Annotated in this window: 15 protein-coding genes and 1 pseudogene; 11 read left to right on the top strand and 5 right to left on the bottom strand. The window is 70.5% G+C overall.

The features are described 5' to 3' along the window. Positions 1–268: 268 nt before the first annotated feature. The 6 genes from AB0N80_RS02165 to AB0N80_RS02140 all read left to right on the top strand — a co-directional run bounded on the left by AB0N80_RS02165 (position 269) and on the right by AB0N80_RS02140 (position 6,097). A complete protein-coding gene (locus tag AB0N80_RS02165) occupies positions 269–1,645 on the top strand; it encodes an adenosylhomocysteinase (protein ID WP_363577306.1) in 1,377 nt (458 codons plus the stop codon). After that, the gene (locus tag AB0N80_RS02160) at positions 1,642–2,931 is read left to right on the top strand and encodes an amidohydrolase family protein (protein WP_363577304.1); all 1,290 of its coding nucleotides are present in this window, start codon (positions 1,642–1,644) and stop codon (positions 2,929–2,931) included. Before AB0N80_RS02165 ends, AB0N80_RS02160 begins: the two co-directional genes overlap by 4 nt. Next, positions 2,928–3,386: a cupin domain-containing protein gene (locus AB0N80_RS02155; protein WP_363577302.1), complete on the top strand. Its 459-nt coding sequence runs from the start codon at positions 2,928–2,930 to the stop codon at positions 3,384–3,386. The genes AB0N80_RS02160 and AB0N80_RS02155 overlap by 4 nt, the downstream gene beginning before the upstream one ends. A gap of 231 nt (positions 3,387–3,617) precedes the next feature. Then, entirely contained in the window at positions 3,618–4,484 is an 867-nt protein-coding gene (locus AB0N80_RS02150; RefSeq protein WP_363577300.1) for an ABC transporter substrate-binding protein, read from the top strand. Between the two features lie 6 nt (positions 4,485–4,490). Further along, positions 4,491–5,357, top strand: a complete 867-nt coding sequence (locus AB0N80_RS02145) for an amino acid ABC transporter permease (protein ID WP_363577298.1) — start codon at positions 4,491–4,493, stop codon at positions 5,355–5,357. Continuing rightward, on the top strand, positions 5,354–6,097 hold the full coding sequence (locus tag AB0N80_RS02140) for an amino acid ABC transporter ATP-binding protein (protein ID WP_363577296.1): 744 nt from the start codon (positions 5,354–5,356) through the stop codon (positions 6,095–6,097). The genes AB0N80_RS02145 and AB0N80_RS02140 overlap by 4 nt, the downstream gene beginning before the upstream one ends. A gap of 146 nt (positions 6,098–6,243) precedes the next feature. Here the strand turns inward: AB0N80_RS02140 and AB0N80_RS02135 are convergent, their stop codons facing one another. Together AB0N80_RS02135 and AB0N80_RS02130 are read right to left on the bottom strand one after the other, a co-directional pair. Then, complete coding sequence (locus AB0N80_RS02135; RefSeq protein ID WP_363577294.1) at positions 6,244–7,755, bottom strand: chaplin family protein; 1,512 nt, start codon at positions 7,753–7,755, stop codon at positions 6,244–6,246. 78 nt (positions 7,756–7,833) lie between these two features. After that, positions 7,834–8,934 carry a hypothetical protein gene (locus AB0N80_RS02130; protein ID WP_363577292.1) on the bottom strand — a complete coding sequence of 367 codons (1,101 nt, stop codon included), beginning with the start codon at positions 8,932–8,934 and terminating at the stop codon, positions 7,834–7,836. Between the two features lie 664 nt (positions 8,935–9,598). Here AB0N80_RS02130 and dnaB point away from each other — a divergent pair. Further along, positions 9,599–10,894, top strand: a complete 1,296-nt coding sequence (gene dnaB, locus AB0N80_RS02125) for a replicative DNA helicase (RefSeq protein WP_315994599.1) — start codon at positions 9,599–9,601, stop codon at positions 10,892–10,894. 267 nt (positions 10,895–11,161) lie between these two features. Here dnaB and AB0N80_RS02120 read toward each other — a convergent pair whose 3' ends face one another. Beyond that, positions 11,162–11,485, bottom strand: coding sequence for a hypothetical protein (locus AB0N80_RS02120; RefSeq protein ID WP_363577290.1), 324 nt, complete (start codon positions 11,483–11,485; stop codon positions 11,162–11,164). 336 nt (positions 11,486–11,821) lie between these two features. Between AB0N80_RS02120 and AB0N80_RS02115 the strand changes: the two genes are divergently transcribed. Continuing rightward, positions 11,822–13,351: a CoA-acylating methylmalonate-semialdehyde dehydrogenase gene (locus AB0N80_RS02115; RefSeq protein WP_363577288.1), complete on the top strand. Its 1,530-nt coding sequence runs from the start codon at positions 11,822–11,824 to the stop codon at positions 13,349–13,351. A 112-nt stretch (positions 13,352–13,463) separates the two neighbouring features. On the opposite strand, the gene AB0N80_RS02110 is transcribed toward AB0N80_RS02115, so the two are convergent. Then, the gene (locus AB0N80_RS02110; RefSeq protein WP_363577286.1) at positions 13,464–14,984 is read right to left on the bottom strand and encodes a PucR family transcriptional regulator ligand-binding domain-containing protein; all 1,521 of its coding nucleotides are present in this window, start codon (positions 14,982–14,984) and stop codon (positions 13,464–13,466) included. A gap of 137 nt (positions 14,985–15,121) precedes the next feature. Between AB0N80_RS02110 and AB0N80_RS02105 the strand changes: the two genes are divergently transcribed. From AB0N80_RS02105 to AB0N80_RS02095, 3 genes and pseudogenes are all read left to right on the top strand, one after another. Then, entirely contained in the window at positions 15,122–16,474 is a 1,353-nt protein-coding gene (locus AB0N80_RS02105) for an aspartate aminotransferase family protein (protein WP_363577284.1), read from the top strand. Positions 16,475–16,564: 90 nt separating this feature from the next. Then, positions 16,565–16,954, top strand: a pseudogene (locus AB0N80_RS02100) (DnaB-like helicase C-terminal domain-containing protein); the annotation flags it as partial. 308 nt (positions 16,955–17,262) lie between these two features. After that, positions 17,263–17,490: a hypothetical protein gene (locus AB0N80_RS02095; RefSeq protein WP_363577282.1), complete on the top strand. Its 228-nt coding sequence runs from the start codon at positions 17,263–17,265 to the stop codon at positions 17,488–17,490. Here the strand turns inward: AB0N80_RS02095 and AB0N80_RS02090 are convergent. Then, on the bottom strand, positions 17,465–18,073 hold the full coding sequence (locus AB0N80_RS02090) for a hypothetical protein (RefSeq protein WP_363577280.1): 609 nt from the start codon (positions 18,071–18,073) through the stop codon (positions 17,465–17,467). The two genes, AB0N80_RS02095 and AB0N80_RS02090, sit on opposite strands and share 26 nt — an antisense overlap. Positions 18,074–18,148 lie beyond the last annotated feature (75 nt).

Below are 18,148 nucleotides of genomic sequence, written 5' to 3'. Positions count from 1 at the left end.
TCTCGAGAACGGCCCCGCTCCTGCTTCGGCAGGGCGGGGCCGTTCCGCGTCGTCCGGGGGCGGGGTGTGGGGCTGTGGGGGACGGGGTTTGGGGCACGATTTTCCGGTTGGGGCGCGAAATTTCACGCCCCAGCCGGAAGAATGCGCCCCAAACCGCTCCAGGCAGCGCTCGCCGCGGCGGGTGATGAAGCGCCGGGTGTTATCCGAGCAGCTGACGTCGCTTCCCCGTCGCGCGGACGCCTGCACCCGTGACCCTAGGCTGAACCCCGTGACCGACCCTCGCGCACCCGAGCGCATCGTCCGGCGCTTCGCGCGTGCGTCCAACCTCATGCTCGCCGGGCGCCCGTTCGTGGTGCAGGGCGCCGGTTCCGCGGACCTGCACGATCTGCTCGTGCGGCTCGGTGGCATCCCGAGTCTGCATCCCGCCCCCGGGCGGGTCGAGTTCGACCTGGATGCCGACACGGTGAGCCTCGACGGGGCGCCGCTGCCCGAGCGGGGAGATGCCGCCGGCCGGATCTCTTTCGCCCGGGCGCACATGCCGGTGTCGGCCGCGATGGCGGAGCGCCTCGACCTGACCGGCCTGCGCGTGGGGGTGGCGATGGTGCTCGAGCCGAAGACCGCCGTGCTGTCGCTGCTGCTCCGCGAGCGCGGAGCCGAGGTGTCGGTGTACGCGCATCCCGACGAGACCGACCCCGCGGTCGCCGACGCGCTGCGCGCCGAGGGGCTCGCGGTCACGGCCGACCCGACGCTGAGCGGACCCGCCGAGCTGGCCGCCGCCCGCGCCTTCCTCCGCGCGGGCCTCGACGTGCTGCTCGACGACGGCGCGCACCTCATCCGCCTCGCTCACGAGGACGATCCCGCGCTCGTCGCGGGGTGGATCGGCGCGTGCGAAGAGACGACGAGCGGGCTCACACCCCTGCGGCGGATGCAGCATGCCGGAATCCTGCGCACCGCGGTCATGGCGGTGAACGACGCGCGCACGAAGACGATGTTCGACAACCGCTACGGCACCGGGCAGTCGTGCGTGTTCGCCATCGCCGATCTGCTCGAGGAGCGGGGGATCGGCCTCGCCGACCAACCGGCGCTCGTGCTGGGGTACGGCCCCGTGGGGCGGGGCGTCGCCGCGCACCTGCGCGCGTTGGGCGCCGAGGTGCGCGTGGCCGAGACCGACCCGGTGAGGGCGCTCGAGGCGCGGCACGATGGGTTCTCCACCGGCCCGGCGCGCGAATCGGCGGCCGGCGCACTGGTCGTCTCGGCGACCGGGGTGCCCGGCACGGTGACCGCGGAGCTCGCCGCGAAAGCGCGGGCGATCGCCGTGGCCGGGGGAGTGCCGGGCGAGATCGCGCCGGGGGCCGAGAACGATGCGCTCGTACTCGGCGGGGGAGGAGCCGTCAACATCACCGCCGCCGAGGGCAACCCCATCGAGATCATGGACCTCTCGTTCGCCGTGCAGCTCGCGGCCCTCGGCGAGCTGCTGCGGCGTCGTCCGTCGTCGGGGGTGCACGCCCTCGGGCCCGACGTCGACGACCTCGTCGCGCACGAGGCGCTCCGCGTGCGCGGCGCGCAGATCGACGTGCCACGGCCCCTCGACCCCGAGGGCCTCGACGAGTGGCGGTCGCCGCGCTACGCCGGGGGTGGGCGATGAGGGTGTATTCGGCATCCCTCGTCCTGCCGATCACCGCACCGCCGATCCCGGGCGGGGCTATCGCGGTGGCGGGTGGGCGCATCCGGCACGTGGGCGACCGCGAGTGGGTGGTCCACGAACTGCGCACGCGCGGCGTCTCCTTCGACGAGGTGCACTGGCCGGGGGTCCTCGCCCCTGGCCTGGTCAACGCCCACTCCCACCTGCAGTACACCGGCATGGCCGCGGTGGGCCGGGGGTCGTACGCGGGCTTCGACGACTGGGACGACGCGTTCACGCCGGTGTATCGCGCGGGTCACGACTGGGCTCGGGATGCCGCGTCCGGCGCGCTCCAGATGATCGCCGCCGGCACGACCGCCGTCGCCGACATCGTCACCGACGTCGAGGCCGCCTCGGCGCTGCACGACGCGCGGCTGCACGGCATCACGTACTGGGAGGTGATGAGCTGGACCAACGCCGCCTGGGCCGAGCGCGGCCGCGCCGAGGTGGAAGCCCGGCTCGACGCGCTGCCCTCCCCGCCCGGCACCGGACTGTCTCCGCACGCGCCGTACTCGCTCGACGTCGAGCCGCTGCTCGAGATCCCCGACATCGTGCGCGAGCGGGGCAGCCGCCTGCACCTGCACCTGGGCGAGGCCGCGTTCGAGCGCGAGCACGGCGAGGCGGTGCCGTGGCAGAAGCAGCGTCCCGCGAGCTTCCGTGCCCTGCGCGACGAGGGGTTCGGCACCGGGGCGACGGAGTTCGTCGACGAGCTCGGCGTCTTGGGACCCGACTGCCACATCGCGCACGGGGTGTACATGACGGCGCGCGACCGGGCCATCCTGCGCGCCCGGGGGACGACCGTCGCCCTGTGTCCGCGCTCGAACGCGGTCATCGGCCTCGACGAGCCGCCGGTCGCGGCCTACCTCACCGAGGGCAACGCGCTGGCCGTGGGCACCGACTCGCTGGCATCCAGTCCCTCGCTCGATCTGCTCGCCGACGTCGCCGAACTGCACCGGCTCGCGCGAACGCAGGGGTACGTCAACCGCGACCTGCCCGAGCTGCTGCTGCGCGCGGCGACCCTCGGCGGCGCGCACGCGATGGGCCTCGACACCGGCCCCGCCCGCACGGGGTACCTCGCGGTCGGCGCCGTGGCGGATCTGGCGTTCTTCGACGTCCCGGTGTCGGAGGTGGATGCCACGATCGAACACCTCGTGGTGGCCGGGGCGGGAACGGCGGCGGCGACCTTCATCGACGGCGAGGCGCGCTTCGTCACCGACACCTTCACCCGCGAGACAGGAGTGCCCGCATGACCGATGGAGCCGACACCACTCGGGCTGAGGACGACCGTCCGCAGACCGCACGGCTGCTCGACCTCGAGCCGCACCCGGAGGGCGGGTGGTTCCGCCGCATGTGGACGGGGTCGTACGCCGTCGACACGCCCGCGGGCCCACGGCCCGCGGCGACCTGCATCCACTACCTGCTCCGGCCCGACGAGCGCAGCGCCTGGCACGTCGTGACGAGCGACGAGGTCTGGCTGTGGCACGGTCCCGGGGCGCTCGAGCTCTCGCTGGGTGGAGCGGGGGCCGAGCCGGGCGCGGCGGAGACGGTCACCCTCGGCCCCGACCTCGCTGCGGGACACGTGCTGCAGCACACCGTGCCCGCGGGCGTGTGGCAGGCGGCCCGGCCCGCCGGCGACGCCGAGGTCGTCGTGAGCTGCCTCGTGTCGCCGGGGTTCAGCTTCGAGGATTGGCGTCTGGCGGAGTGAGGGGCGCGTCGGCAGGATGCCGTGACCCGGGGCCGGGTCCGGACCCGCCGCACCGCCGCACCCCCGTCGCCCTGCACGGCAGCCCGCACTCGACCCGCAACAGCCCCGCCGGTCCCGAGGCGCCCCGTGTCGCCAGATTTCACGGGTGACCGTCCCCGAAACATGCCCCGGATACGCTGTGACCATCACAGCACTCCGGGGATGACCCCGATACGTCCACGAGGAGACATCGTGACCGCTCTCGCACGCCTGCGCCGCGCCGCCGCCCTGACCGCCGTGGCCGCGGCCACCGTCGTGTCGCTGACCGCCTGCGCCTTCGCCCCCACCGGCTCCGACGCCGGCGCCGCACCCGCCACCGAGGGAGCGCTGCAGACCGTCACGGCCGGCAAGCTCACGATCGCCACGGGCGAGCCCGCGTTCTCGCCGTGGGTCGAGAACGACGACCCCGCCTCGGGCGAGGGCTTCGAGGCTGCGGTCGCCGACGCCGTCGCGACGCAGCTCGGCTTCTCGAAGGACGACGTCGTGTGGGTGCGCAGCACCTTCGACAGCGCGATCGCCCCCGGCGCCAAGGACTGGGACCTCAACCTGCAGCAGTTCTCGATCACCGAAGAGCGCAAGCAGGCCGTCGACTTCTCGTCGCCGTACTACACGACCACCCAGGCCGTCGTCACGACCGGCACCTCGCCCGCCGCGTCCGCCACCACCGTGGCCGAGCTGAAGAACCTGCCCGTGGGCGTCATGAGTGCGACCACGAGCTACCAGGTCGCCGCCGACCAGCTCGGCACCGCCAACCTCAGCGTCTACAACTCCAACGACGACGCCGTCGCCGCCCTGCAGTCCGGCCAGGTCGACGCGATCGTGGTCGACCTGCCCACCGCGTTCTACCTCGCCGGGGCCGTGCTCGACGACGGAAAGGTCGTCGGTCAGCTGCCCGACTCTTCGGCCGGTGGCGACGAGCTCGCGTTCGTCCTGCCCAAGGGCTCGCCTCTGACGGCGCCCGTCACCGACGCGGTCGACGCCCTGCGCGCCGACGGCACGCTCGACGAGTTGCAGCAGACCTGGCTCGGGGGCACCGACGCCGCTCCCGTCCTGAAGTAACACCCCGTGGCATCCACCCCGTCCGAGGCCGCGTGGCGGCCGAGCGAGCTCGAGCTCGGTCGGCGCGCCACACGGCGTCGGCAATCGACGAAGTCGGTGCTGATCGCGCTGGTCAGCTCGGTCGTGTTCGTCGTCGTGGTCGGCTGGGCGATCCTGTCGAGCCCCGGGTGGGAAGACGTGCGGCGCGCGTTCTTCGACCCCGAGATCGCGCTGGCGAGCTTTCCGTCGATCCTCGCGGGGCTGTGGGTCAACATCCAGGTGCTCTTCGTCGCGGCGATCGCCGTCGCGATCCTCGGCACGACGCTCGCCGTGCTGCGCTCGCTGCGCGGGCCGGTGTTCTTCCCCCTGCGCGCCCTCGCGACGATCTACACCGACCTGTTCCGCGGCATCCCGCTGCTGATCGTGCTGTACCTGGTGGGCTTCGGCCTTCCCGCGCTCGGCGTCTTCGGCCGCGTGCCCGTGGTGCTGTGGGGCACGATCGCGATCGTGCTGACCTACTCGGCCTACATCGCCGAGGTGCTGCGCGCGGGGATGGAGGCCGTGCACCCCTCTCAGCGCGTCGCCGCCCGCTCGCTGGGCCTCAGCCACGCGCAGACGCTGCGGATCGTCGTGATCCCCCAGGGTGTGCGCAAGGTCGTGCCGGCGCTCATGAACGACTTCGTGTCGCTCCAGAAGGACGTCGGGCTCATCTCCGTCCTCGGAGCGGTGGATGCCGTCCGTGCGGCCCAGATCGCCTCGGCTCAGGCCTACAACTTCACGCCGTACATCGTGGCGGCGCTGCTCTTCGTGGCGATGGCGCTGCCGATGATCCGCCTCACCGATTACGTCTCGGCGCGGTTGGCGAAGCGCGAGCAGATGGGCGGGACCGTATGACCGTGCTCGACGTCCGCAGCGTCCGCAAGGCCTTCGGCGACCACGTGGTGCTCGACGGCATCGACCTCGCGATCGACCAGCACGAGGTGGTCGTGCTCATCGGCGCCTCCGGGTCGGGCAAGTCGACGCTGCTGCGCACGATCAACCTGATCGAGCGCGTCGACGACGGGCAGATCCTGCTCAACGGCGACGACCTCACCGATCCGACGATCGACCCCGACGCTGCGCGCGCCCGTATCGGCGTCGTCTTCCAGCACTTCAACCTCTTCCCTCACCTGCGCGTGATCGACAACGTCACGCTCGCCGCGCGCAAAGTGCACGGGATGCCGAAGGCCGAGGCCTACGCCCGCGGCACCGAGCTGTTGGAGCAGCTGGGGCTCGGGGCGAAGGCGCGGGAGTTCCCCGACCGCCTCTCGGGCGGTCAGCAGCAGCGCGTCGCGATCGTGCGCGCCGTGATGACGAACCCCGAGCTGCTGCTGCTGGATGAGATCACCTCCGCGCTCGACCCGCAGCTCGTCGGCGAGGTGCTCGACCTCGTGCGCGTGCTGCGCGACCGTGGCTCGACGATGCTCATGGCGACGCACGAGATGTCGTTCGCGCGCGAGGTGGCCGACCGCATCGTGTTCATGAAGGGCGGCCGCATCGTCGAGCAGGGCACACCCGCGCAGATCTTCGACGCCCCGCAGCGCCCCGAGACGATCGCGTTCCTCGAGCGCGAGCGCCGCGGCGGCGCCCTGTAGCGCGGCCCCCCGCGGCGGAGGGCCCTGAGCCTGTCGAAGGGTCCGGGCCCGGTCGAGCCCCGTTCCGAGCGCGCGACGACACCGGATGCCACGACAGCACGTCGGCATCCGGTGTCGTTCCGCCGAGGGTCAGAGCCCTCCGCGGGTCATGCGCGGGAGCGGCGGCGCAGCAGCACCCCTCCCATCAGCAGCGCGAGCAGACCGGCGAGGCCGAGGCCGAGGGCCGCGGGGCCATCGGTTCCGGTGACGGCGAGCGTCTTCGCGGCGCTCGTCGACAGCGGCGTCACCGCGCTCGCCGAGGCGACCGAGCCGACGACGGGGGTTCCGCCGGTGCTCGCGTGACCGCCGGGGGTACCGGGGGTACCGGGGGTACCGGGGGTACCGGGGGTACCGGGGGTGCCGGGCGTTCCCGGGGTGCCGGGCGTTCCCGGGGTGCCGGGCGTTCCCGGGGTGCCGGGGGTCCCGGGGGTCCCGGGGGTGCCGGGGGTTCCGGGCGTGCCGGGGGTGCCGGGCGTTCCGGGGGTTCCGGGGGTGCCCGGAGTACCAGGGGTCCCCGGGGTTCCGGGCGTGCCACCGGTGTGCGAGCCCTCGGTGGTGCTGTCACCGATGACCGAGACGGCGTTTCCGCCGATCGTGACGGGCAGCTGGATCGGGATGATCAGCTGGTTACCACCGCCGAGGCTGTCGGTGCCGTCGGTGATGATGCCCCCAACGACACCCCCACCGTTCGCACCGCCGGTGGTCGTCGCACCCGTCGAGGTGCTGTCACCGATGACCGAGACGGCGTTTCCGCCGCTCGTGACGGGCAGGGCGATCGGGATGATCGCCTGGTTGCCGCCGAGCAGGCTGTCGGTGCCGTCGGTTTCGACGTCGCCGGTGGAGCCGCCGGTGCTGCCGCCGGTGGTGGTGGCATCCTCGGTGTGGCTGTCGCCGATCACGGAGACGGCGTTGCCGCCGATGGTGAGGGGTGCCTCGATCGGGATGATCGCCTGGTTGCCGCCGAGCAGGCTGTCGGTGCCGTCGGTTTCGACGTCACCGACCGAGCCGCCGGTGGTGCCGCCGGTGGTGGTGGCATCCTCGGTGTGGCTGTCGCCGACCACCGAGACGGCGTTGCCGCCGACCGTGACCGGAACCTCGACCGGCGCGACGACCTGGTTGCCGCCCGCGACGCTGTCGGTGCCGTCCGTGGTCGCCCTCGGCGTCTCCTCGACGTACACCGGCATGGTGTGCAGCTCGGGAGCGGCCTCCGGAGAGGGCTCCGGCGCCGCCTCGGGCGCGGGCGTCGAGGTGTCGGCATCCTCGCTGTGGCTGTCGCCGATCACCGAGACGGCGTTGCCTCCGACGGTGACGGGCACATCGATCGAGATGATGCCCTGGTTTCCCGAGGCCACTCCGTCGCTGCCGTCGGTGGTGGCCACCGGGGCGGCATCCGGCGCGGGGGCCGAGGTGTCGGCATCCTCGCTGTGGCTGTCTCCGATGAGCGAGACGGCGTTGCCGCCGACGGTGACGGGCAGGTCGACCGAGATCGCCGCCTGGTCGCCCGAGAGCAGACCGTCTGCCCCCGAGGTCTCCGCGGCATTGGCGATGCCGCATCCGAGGACGGCCAAGCCGCCCCCGACGAGCGCGCCCAGCAGGGCACGCGAGTAGAACTTGCGCATGAGAGTTTCTCCTGTGTGTGAATGAGGGTGCGCGAACGCGCGGGGTCGTCTGCCGTGCGGGGCACGGCGCGACCGTCCTCAGTCAGGAGAGACGTCGGTGGCGAAGACGGGGCTCCCCGGCAGGTCGTCGTCGACGCCGCGGTGGAGAGCGAGTAGCAGCAGCCCGGCGCCGAGTGCGGCGTCGGCGGGCGTTGCGAAGGGTGTGGCGGCCGTCGGAGTGCTCCCGGATGCCGATGACGAGGCCGGAACACCCGAGACGACGTCTGCGCCGAGAGGCGCGGGTGCGTCGGCGGGAGTCACGGGGGATGCCGGGGCCGCGGCGGCCTGCGCCGACGGTGCGGAGTGCGCGGCCGCGGTGAAGAACGCGGCGGTCTCGCGCGCCTGCGCGGTGAGCGCACCGGTGGGGGCGGCCGGGGAAGCCGTTGTCGATGCGCTCACCGGCGTCGGGGGCGCGGTGTCGGCGGCGGGAGTCGCGGCCGGGGGAGCGACGTCTCCGCCGAGGTCGACCGGCTCGACCGGGAACGACGGCGCGGGGACGACCGGGACGACGGGGTCGACCGAGGGCAGCTCGCCCACGATGACGGGGACCGTCCCGTCGACGGCGTCTCCGACGTCGGTGACGACCTCGCCGAGGCCCGTGTCGCCCACGACGGGTCCGACCGCCGGGAGCGATTCGACGGTGTCGACGATCGGCTCGACGATCGTGCCGACGACGCCGGAGTCGATGACGTCGAAGACGCCCTGCGTCGTGTCGGCGACGACGGTGTCGACCGTGTCGAGGGCCCCGCCGGTCACGTCGTCCACGGTGTCGCCGACGGAGCCGGCCGTGTCGGTGACGGTGTCGGTCACCGTGTCGGTGATCTCGGCGACCGGGGCCGCCACGGGCTCGGGCAGAGCCTCCGAGACGGTGTCGGTGACGGATGCCGCAGTGTCGGCGACGTGATCGGTGACCGGTTCGACGACGTCGGTGATCGGCTGGGCGACCTTCTCGACCGTGTCGGTCGCGTCATCGACCGTCGAGACGATGCCTCCGAGGAGTCCTGATCCGCTGCCGTCATCGGCGGAAGCCGACGACACCGACAGGGCGAGCGAGAGGAACGCGAGGGCGAATGCCGCGCAGGCGCCGAGGAGGAGCAGTCGCAGCGTGTGCGACACCCCTCGCTTCGCCATGGCATCCATCGATGCACCCCCAAGAGAATCGTCGGCGATTCTGCGCGGGCCACGGTACGCCTGCGGTCGCGGCTCCGAAAGAGGTCGGGTGAAATCCCAGTAGTCGGAGGGTTGCCGCGCGGTGACGGGCGACACGCCGGATGGAAAAAAAGATTTGACAGCGGGGGGCTCGGATCGGTAGTGCTCCGGCGAGTTATCCCCCGAGTTGTGCACATGTGGAGTCCCTAGCGCAGAACCTTCAAGGCGAAGTTCACGCAGGTTTTGCGCAGGAAACCTGTGGACAGAGATTGTCCAGATCAACGTCAGTTTTCGGCTCCAAATTGGCATCCATCCACCGAGTTCTCCACAGTAGTTGTGCACAGACGTGGCGGCGTTTCCCGCAAACTCTCCACAGAGTTATCCACAGGCCTGTTTGCATGTGGGGACCGTGGTATCTAGCGTGGGTCCAGCCCGTCGGGCATCCCGCTCACCAGCCGCGCGCGTCGATGTCGGAACTCCCTGATTCCATGCTGACGAGGTCGTCCCACCCGCAGTGTTTCCGATCCCCCTCACGCGCGCGCGTGGGGCGGTGACGGGGCGTCCGAGCACAGAAGGAGAGCACGTGGCCATCGCCGACATCGCCGAAGACCGTCTCGGAAAAGCACCGCGTCCCGAGCGCACGCCGCCGCACGACATGCTGGCCGAGCAGAGCGCACTGGGCGGCATGCTGCTGTCGAAAGACGCCGTCGCCGATGTGATCGAGACCCTCCGCGGCCCCGACTTCTACGTGCCGAAGCACGAGCTGATCTTCGAGGCCATCCTCACGCTCTATTCGCACGGCGAGCCCACCGACGTCGTCGCCGTGACCGACGAGCTCATCAAGACCGGCGAGCTGCAGCGCGCCGGGGGTGCGGACTACCTCCACACGCTCACTTCGATCGTGCCCACGGCGGCCAACGCCGGCTACTACGCCTCGATCGTGTCGGAGCGCGCCATGCTGCGCCGCCTCGTCGAGGCCGGCACGCGCATCGTGCAGATGGGTTACGCCGGCGAGGGCGACCCGGTCGAGCTCGTGAACAGCGCGCAGGCCGAGATCTACAACGTCTCGGGCGACGACAGCGCCGAGGACTACATCCCCCTGACGGTGGCGGTGGATGCCGCGGTCGACGAGATCGAGGCCGCTCGCGGCCGCGACGGGTCGATGACCGGCATCCCCACCGGCTTCGCCGGTCTCGACCAGCTCACCAACGGCCTGCACCCCGGTCAGATGATCGTGCTCGCCGCGCGTCCCGCGATGGGTAAGTCGACGCTCGCGCTCGACTTCGCCCGCGCCGCCGCGATCAAGTCGAACGCCCCGTGCATCTTCTTCTCGCTCGAGATGGGGCGCAGCGAGATCGCCATGCGTCTGCTGAGCGCCGAGGGGGCCATCCCGCTGCAGAGCATGCGCAAGGGAACCCTCGACTCCCGCGACTGGACGACCGTCGCCGCCACCCGTGGTCGCATCAACGACGCTCCCCTCTACATCGACGACAGCCCGAACATGACGCTGGTCGAGATCCGTGCGAAGTGCCGTCGACTGAAGCAGCGCGAGGGTCTGAAGATGGTCGTCATCGACTACCTGCAGCTGCTCACGAGCGGTAAGCGCGTCGAGTCGCGCCAGCAGGAGGTCAGTGAGTTCTCGCGTGCCCTGAAGCTGATGGCGAAGGAGTTGCAGGTTCCCGTCATCGCCCTCTCGCAGCTGAACCGTGGCGCCGAGCAGCGCGCCGACAAGAAGCCGGCCCTGTCCGACCTCCGCGAGTCGGGCTCGATCGAGCAGGATGCCGACATGGTGGTGCTGCTGCACCGCGAGGCGGCCTACGAGAAGGACTCCCCGCGCGCCGGCGAGGCCGACCTCATCGTCGCGAAGCACCGAAACGGTCCGACCGACACGATCACGGTGGCGTTCCAGGGTCACTACTCACGCTTCGCCGACATGGCGCCGGGGATGTGACTCGGGGCTCACGGCCTCTCTAGGGATTCATCTGAAATGCCCGTTTCGCGGGGGATTGTCCACGCGGTGCCCAGGAGGGCACTTCGATGACTGAGATCTGCCTTTTGCCGGTGACGCTGACAAGTTCACCTGGTACGCCGATCAAGCGATTTACTACGAAGTCAAGGCAGGCAACGCGGACTCGTAGGAGGCGTCGTCGGTCGCGCGCGCTTCTTTATCGCGCGTTGAGGTGCTCCCGGCCTCATCGCAGGCCGGGAGCACCTGGGGTCAGGGAGTGTCAGGACGCGTGGGCGCGTTCACGCTTTCTTCGGTCGACGGATCGCCGCCGTGCAGTGCCTTGGCCAGACGCCACGCCAGAGCACATACGCCCCACACGACAGCGCAGATACCCACCGCCAGTGCGAGGAGCGGTGGCGGCGTCAGTTCGCCTCGTGTGCCTTGGAGGTCTGCTGCGACCGCATCCGCGTAGATGGTCGAGCCGCCCCACCAAACTAGGACGACACCGACGATCAGAGCGACGCCGGCGAAGATCGGTTTGCGCCCCAACGCGCCGACGATCGCAAGGCGGCGTGCCCTTTGTGGAGCCTTCACGTGTCAAACCCTTTCTTGGTGTGACTCTCGTTCGGCTCTCCCCGGGCGTCACGCTATCGGCTGTGGCTCCGCGCGGTCTGTCCCCTCTTCGGAGGACCCCGCGCCACCTGCAGAGCAACGTTTTCACCCCCAACACCGAGGCGACCTGCGCGGGCGTCAGAACTGCATCCGCCTCTGGCGTGGCTGCGGCCTTCCGCGAATGGGCGGCCAATCGGCCGGATCCTGCCGATCTGTCGATCCCCACCGCGACGAATCGACCTCTCGGCAGACCACCCGCACACGACGCCGACGTACTGTCTCCCTTGCGCCCGCCGGCGCCGAACGGAGGAGAACAGCATGGTCAGTGAGTCGCTCGTCGACGTCGCGGTGGTTTCGCACTGGATCGATGGCGCGGAGCGCCCCTCGACCTCGGGACGCACCGCGCCCGTGTACAACCCCGCCACCGGCGCCGTTCAGGCGGAGGTCGCTCTGGCCGACCAGGCCGAGATCGACGAGGCCATCGCCTCGGCGGAGCGCGGCTTCCGCGAGTGGTCGCAGTACTCGATCGCGAAGCGGCAGTCGGTGCTGTTCGCGTTCCGTGAGCTGCTGAACGCCCGCAAACCCGAGCTCGCCCGCCTCGTCACCAGCGAGCACGGCAAGGTCGTCTCCGACGCGATGGGCGAGATCCTGCGCGGCCAGGAGGTCGTCGAGCTCGCGACCGGCTTCCCGCACCTCATCAAGGGCGCGTACAGCGAGAACGCCTCCACCGGTGTCGACGTCTACTCCCTCAAGCAGCCGCTCGGCGTGGTCGGGGTCATCTCGCCGTTCAACTTCCCCGTGATGGTGCCGCTGTGGTTCGTGCCGATCGCGCTGGCCGCCGGCAACGCGGTCGTGCTCAAGCCGAGCGAGAAGGACCCGTCCGCGGCTCTCTGGATCGCGAAGCTGTGGAAGGAAGCCGGTCTCCCCGACGGCGCGTTCACCGTGCTGCAGGGCGACAAGCTCGCCGTCGACGGTCTGCTGACCAGCCCCGTCGTGCAGTCCATCTCGTTCGTGGGCTCGACGCCCATCGCGCAGTACATCTACGAGACCGCCTCGAAGCACGGCAAGCGCGTGCAGGCGCTGGGTGGCGCGAAGAACCACATGCTCGTCCTCCCGGATGCCGACCTCGACCTCGTGGCCGACTCGGCCGTCAACGCCGGGTACGGCGCGGCGGGCGAGCGCTGCATGGCCATCAGCGTCGTGCTCGCGGTCGAGCCTGTCGCCGACGACCTCGTCGCGAAGATCAGTGAGCGCATCGCGAAGCTCCGCATCGGCAACGGCGCCGGGACCGACGGCGCGGAGCCCGACATGGGTCCGCTCATCACCGACGTGCACCGCGACAAGGTGTCGTCGTACGTCGACATCGCCGAGGCCGACGGGGCGAAGATCGTCGTCGACGGCCGCGGCTTCACGGTCGACGGGCACGAGGACGGCTTCTTCTTCGGACCGACCCTCATCGACGGCATGCCCACGACCTCGCGCGCCTACACGGAGGAGATCTTCGGACCCGTCCTCTCGATCGTGCGCGTCTCGTCGTACGAAGAGGGTCTCGACCTCATCAACAGCGGTGAATTCGGCAACGGCACCGCGATCTTCACCAACGACGGGGGAGCCGCGCGGCGGTTCCAGAGCGAAGTGCAGGTCGGCATGATCGGCATCAACGTGCCCATCCCCGTCCCCGTGGCCTACCACTCGTTCGGTGGGTGGAAGAAGTCGCTCTTCGGCGACGCGAAGGCCTACGGCGTGCACGGCTTCGACTTCTTCACGCGCGAGAAGGCCGTCACGAGCCGCTGGCTCGACCCCGCCACCCACGGCGGCATCAACCTGGGCTTCCCGCAGAACAGCTGAGCTCCCTCTCCTCCCGGGTGAGGGGTCAGAATTCGTCGCCTGGGACGCGCCAGAGCGACAGATCTTGACCCCTCACGCGCGAGGGTGTCCGAGTGAACGGCCGCGGCATCCGTCACTCCGCCGTGAGGCGCAGGGCGTTCCAGAGCTCGGAGCGTCCCCCGAAGGTGTCGAGGTCGAGACCGAGGCGGTGCGCCGCCCCGTCGACGCGGTGCCGCAGGGTGTGGCGATGGATGCCGAGGGCCCCCGCTGCCGTTCCCCACGAGCCGTTGTGCTCGAGCCAGACCTCCAGCATGCGCCGCAGTTCGGGGTCGTCGTCGAGGGGGAGCAGCATGCGGCGCGCGACGTCGTGGGCGCGCGTCTGCTCGAGATGGCCGAGGATGCCCGATCCGGCGAGCTCGTCGAAGAAGACGATGGGCTGTCGGGCCGATGCCCGCTCCTGCGCCCGCCGTGCTTCGCCGAGCGCCGCGGCGATCTGGTCCCAGCCCACGCGCGACGACACGCCTCCCGTCGGGCGATGAGGGGCCGCGGCGGCGAACAGTCCCGCGTCGTCGCCGTCGGTGTACACCGCGACGACGTGGTCGCCCTGCTGCGCGAAGAAGAGCGCTCCGGGCCGCTTCTCGGCGAGCACCTCGAGGGCGGGAATCAGCGGGTGGGAGTCGAGGGTCCGCTCCGAATCGCGCACGTCGAGCCGGGCGACGCGGAGCGGGGCCGGGGGCAGCCGACCCCAGAGGTGCTTGACCGTGTCGCCGGCGACGTCGGTGTCGCCGGCGGCGAGGAGCTCCAGGATGCCGCTGCGCAGGCGTCGACGCGCACTGTCGAGGGTGCTGCTCTGCTCGAGCGAGATGCTCGCGAGCGCGATGACGCTGTCGACGAGGTCTTGGCGGGCGCGGTCGAAGGGGCCGTTCGAGATGCCGACGGCCAGCACGCCGCGGAGGGTGCCGTGCTGCCCGAGGGTCTGCAGGGTGACCTCGCCCACCCCGCCGAGGCTCACGCGGGCCGCGGCGGCGCGTCGTCCGGCGAGGGCGGCGGCGACCGCTTCGCGCACCGGCTCGTCGAGCGCGGCGGGGATCCCCGTGGTCTCGGGGACGAGCACGAGGGCGCCGGAGGCGTCGAAGAGGGCGACCCAGGTCTCCAGGGCGCGTTCGAGTTCGCGCAGGATGGCGCTGAGCCCGTCGGGTCGGAGCGCGGCGCGCGCGACCCGGCGTTGCGCGAGCAGCGAGCGTTCCAGGCGTGCCCGCTCGTCGGCCGCGGTCGCGTCGGAGACGGCCTTGATCAGGCCCATGAAGGGCGTCTGGCGCGAGACCTCGATCAGCGGCATCCCGAGCCGATCGCACGCGGTGACCAGCTCGGGCGGCACCCGCTCGAGAAGGATGCCGACCGAGACGCCCAGGGCGCGCACGCCGAGGGCGACGAGGCGCTCGACGTAGTCGTCGACCGGGGCACTGTGCGGCGGGAGGAACGGGGCGCCGTCGGTGAGCAGCAGGCCGCCGGGTTCGAGCCAGGGGGTGGGGTCGGGCAGGTCGGAGTTGTGCGCCCACCGCAGGGGCGCGTCGAGGGCGGCGTCGTCGACGGCGGCCAGGGGCGTCAGCCGGAACGACGGCTCGGCCATGAGGGAACGCAGATCGGCGGGCACGCGGGGCCTTCCTCTCGGGATGAGGTTCGGGATGCCGGATGGTCGAAGAAGCGGTCCTGCGAACGACATACCGGCATCCCATGTTCGCACTCCCGTCGTGATGATGGAGGCAACCGCATCCGATCACCGGAGGACCCATGACGTTCGTCGCCGACCCCCTCACCGCTCGCAGCAACGCCGACATCTCGCAGGCCGACCGCAGCCGCGTCTTCCACTCGTGGTCGGCGCAGGGGGCGCTCGCGCCGATGCCGATCGTCTCGGGGTCCGGGTCGGTCGTGTGGGACGCCGAGGGCAACGAGTACCTCGACTTCTCGAGCCAACTCGTGAACGTCAACATCGGTCATCAGCATCCGAAGGTCGTCGCGGCGATCCGCGAGCAGGCCGAGCTGCTCACCACCGTGGCGCCCGCGCACGCCAACGCGACGCGCGCCCGCGCGGCGGAGATGATCTGCGAGCTCGCGCCCGAGGGCTTCGAGAAGGTCTTCTTCACCAACGGCGGGGCGGATGCCAACGAGAACGCGATCCGCATGGCGCGCCTGGTCACCGGTCGCGACAAGGTCATCTCGCGCTACCGCTCGTACCACGGCAACACCGGAGCGGCGATCGTCGCGACGGGTGACTGGCGCCGGATCCCGAACGAGTACGCGCGCGGCCACGTGCACGTGTTCGGCCCCTACCTCTACCGCTCGGAGTTCTGGGCGACCACCGAAGAGGAGGAGTGCGCCCGCGCGCTGCACCACCTCGAGCGCGTCATTCAGGCCGAGGGTGCCTCGACGATCGCGGCGATCCTGCTCGAGACCGTGCCCGGCACGGCGGGCATCATGACGCCGCCGAAGGGCTACCTCGCCGGCGTGCGCGAAATCTGCGACCGGTACGGCATCGTCATGATCCTCGACGAGGTCATGGCCGGCTTCGGCCGCACGGGGGAGTGGTTCGCATTCCACGCGCACGACGTCACGCCCGACCTCATCACCTTCGCCAAGGGCGTCAACTCCGGGTACGTGCCGGTGGGAGGGGTCATCATCTCGGATGCCATCGCCCACCACTTCGACGACACGGTGTTCCCCGGGGGTCTGACGTACTCGGGTCACCCGCTCGCCGCGGCGAGCATCGTCGCCGCCCTCGGCGCGATGCGCGAGGAGGGCATCGTCGACAACGCCAAGCGCATCGGCGCCGAGGTCATCGGCCCGCGTCTCGCCGAGCTCGCCGAGCGCCACGAGATCGTCGGAGAGGTGCGCGGCAGCGGCGTGTTCTGGGCGATCGAGCTGGTCTCCGACCGCGAGACCCGCACGCCCGTCACGCCCGCGACGATGGGCGCCATCAAAGCCGCCCTGCTGAGCCGCGGCCTGCTGCCCTTCATCGCCGACAACCGCATCCACGTGGTGCCGCCGTGCGTGGTGACGGATGCCGAGGCGCGGCGGGGGCTTGATGTCATCGATGCGGTGCTTGCGGAGGTTGGCGCGGGTGAGGCGGGCGTGACGTTGGGCTGAGCGCCCCGGGCGGTTGGCTCCTTCAGTCGTTCGTCGGGCGCGCAGTCGCCGACGCGGCATACCGGTGCAACCCGATGAGTACCAGTGTGAGGTCTCAAGATGGTCGTCACCGACTACTTGCAGCTGCTGACCAGCGGTAAGCGTGTCGAGTCGCGCCAGCAGGAGGTCAGTGAGTTCTCGCGTGCGCTGAAGCTGATGGCGAAGGAGCTGCAGGTTCCCGTCATTGCCCTCTTGCAGCTGAACCGTGGTGCCGAGCAGCGCGCCGACAAGAAGCCGGCCCTGTCCGGCCTGCGTGAATCGGTATCGATCGAGCAGGGTGCCGACATGGTGGTGCTGCTGCACCGCGAGGCCGCGTATGAGAAGGACTTCCCGCGCGCGGATGAGACGGATCTGATCGTGGGTAAGCACCGTAATGGGCCGACGAACACGATCACGGTGGCGTTCAAGGCGCACTATCCACGGTTCGCGGATGTGGCGCCGGGGATATGGGTCGGTAAGAGATGTCGCGGGGCCGCTCAGCGTGGGCCGACGCCTGTGAAGGTTTGTTCGCGCGATGCGCGGTTCTTACTGGCGAACAGGTTGTCGGCGGCCAACCGGTCTGAATAGAAAAACCGACGGTTCTCGAGACTGCCGCCGTCGTCCGGTGCGCTCTCCGCAATCAACAGCAGTTTGACGTGGGCCGGCTTCCACTGCGCCCGGAGATGCGAGTACCACGATTCTTCAAGGTTCATAGCAGTCAGCCTGGACGATGACGGCGTGCGCGTGATTCGCTGTCCGGGCAGATTTCCGTGGCTCTACGCGCCGACTTCGTGGACGAGTACCGCCTAACCCTGATCTTCGTCTCGCACGACCTTCACGTCGTGCGGTATCTGTGCGATCGCGTCGCGGTCATGCGCAAGGGGGAGATGGTCGAGCAGGGTTCGACGGAGTGGGTCTACGCATCCCCCCAGCAGGAGTACACGCGCGTCCTCATCGACGCCACCCCGACCATCAGCCACGTGCAGGAGACCCGATGACCGCGCAGCCCACCATCATCGCTCCGATCGAGATGAGCGGCGCCGCCCTCACCGCCGGGTACGCGTCGGGCGACTTCACTCTGGTGGACGCGGCGGAGTCGGTGCTCGCCAACATCAATCCCGAGATCAACGTTGCAACGTCACCCGCGCGAACGGCCTCAGTCGCCGCGTCTTTTAGAGCGCCGCAGGAGGAAATTGGGTCGTCGCCGAGCACATCGCAGTTGGCGTACGGGTCGCCTCCGACGGTGGTGCGCCCGGCGATCTTGTCGGAGATCGACGCCTCGTATAGGGGCGCCGGCCGATGATGCCGAGCAGCCTCGGCTACTCGAGCTGGATCCACTCCCGGCGCGGGGGTCGAGAAGTCGGCGGGGTCAAGCTGGCCGACGACTTCGCGCAGCGCGGCGTCGGCGTACAAGAAGAACTCCGTCCAGAAGGTCGGAGCGGTATAAAGGTGGTCCTTTGTGGTGGCGCGGTCGGCCTTGATCCCGAGAGATCTGCCCGTGTGCAGGTCAAACGACCACAAGCGGCCATCCCGCGTCGCAAACCCGCACAAGTAGATCTGCGGGATGGCGAGCTGGCGCATCTCGTGACGCCACCGCCCATGCCCTCGACGGGTCGGCCTCTCGGGCGATGTCGGTGGTCCTGCGTACCGTTGCGG

Origin of the sequence: Microbacterium sp. NPDC089188, from assembly GCF_040685155.1 — a bacterium.
Lineage (GTDB): Bacteria > Actinomycetota > Actinomycetes > Actinomycetales > Microbacteriaceae > Microbacterium > Microbacterium galbum.
Note: the sequence above shows the minus strand (reverse complement) of the source record. Positions and strands in the feature narration are given on the sequence as shown.

Bases quoted from the DNA above. Each gene is read 5' to 3' on its own strand.
- AB0N80_RS02115 (WP_363577288.1), top strand. From the start codon at position 11,822: ATGGTCAGTGAGTCGCTCGTCGACGTCGCGGTGGTTTCGCACTGGATC.
- AB0N80_RS02135 (WP_363577294.1), bottom strand. From the start codon at position 7,755: ATGCGCAAGTTCTACTCGCGTGCCCTGCTGGGCGCGCTCGTCGGGGGC.
- dnaB (WP_315994599.1), top strand. From the start codon at position 9,599: ATGCTGGCCGAGCAGAGCGCACTGGGCGGCATGCTGCTGTCGAAAGAC.
- AB0N80_RS02160 (WP_363577304.1), top strand. From the start codon at position 1,642: ATGAGGGTGTATTCGGCATCCCTCGTCCTGCCGATCACCGCACCGCCG.
- AB0N80_RS02090 (WP_363577280.1), bottom strand. From the start codon at position 18,073: ATGCGCCAGCTCGCCATCCCGCAGATCTACTTGTGCGGGTTTGCGACG.
- AB0N80_RS02140 (WP_363577296.1), top strand. From the start codon at position 5,354: ATGACCGTGCTCGACGTCCGCAGCGTCCGCAAGGCCTTCGGCGACCAC.
- AB0N80_RS02105 (WP_363577284.1), top strand. From the start codon at position 15,122: ATGACGTTCGTCGCCGACCCCCTCACCGCTCGCAGCAACGCCGACATC.
- AB0N80_RS02155 (WP_363577302.1), top strand. From the start codon at position 2,928: ATGACCGATGGAGCCGACACCACTCGGGCTGAGGACGACCGTCCGCAG.
- AB0N80_RS02130 (WP_363577292.1), bottom strand. From the start codon at position 8,934: ATGGATGCCATGGCGAAGCGAGGGGTGTCGCACACGCTGCGACTGCTC.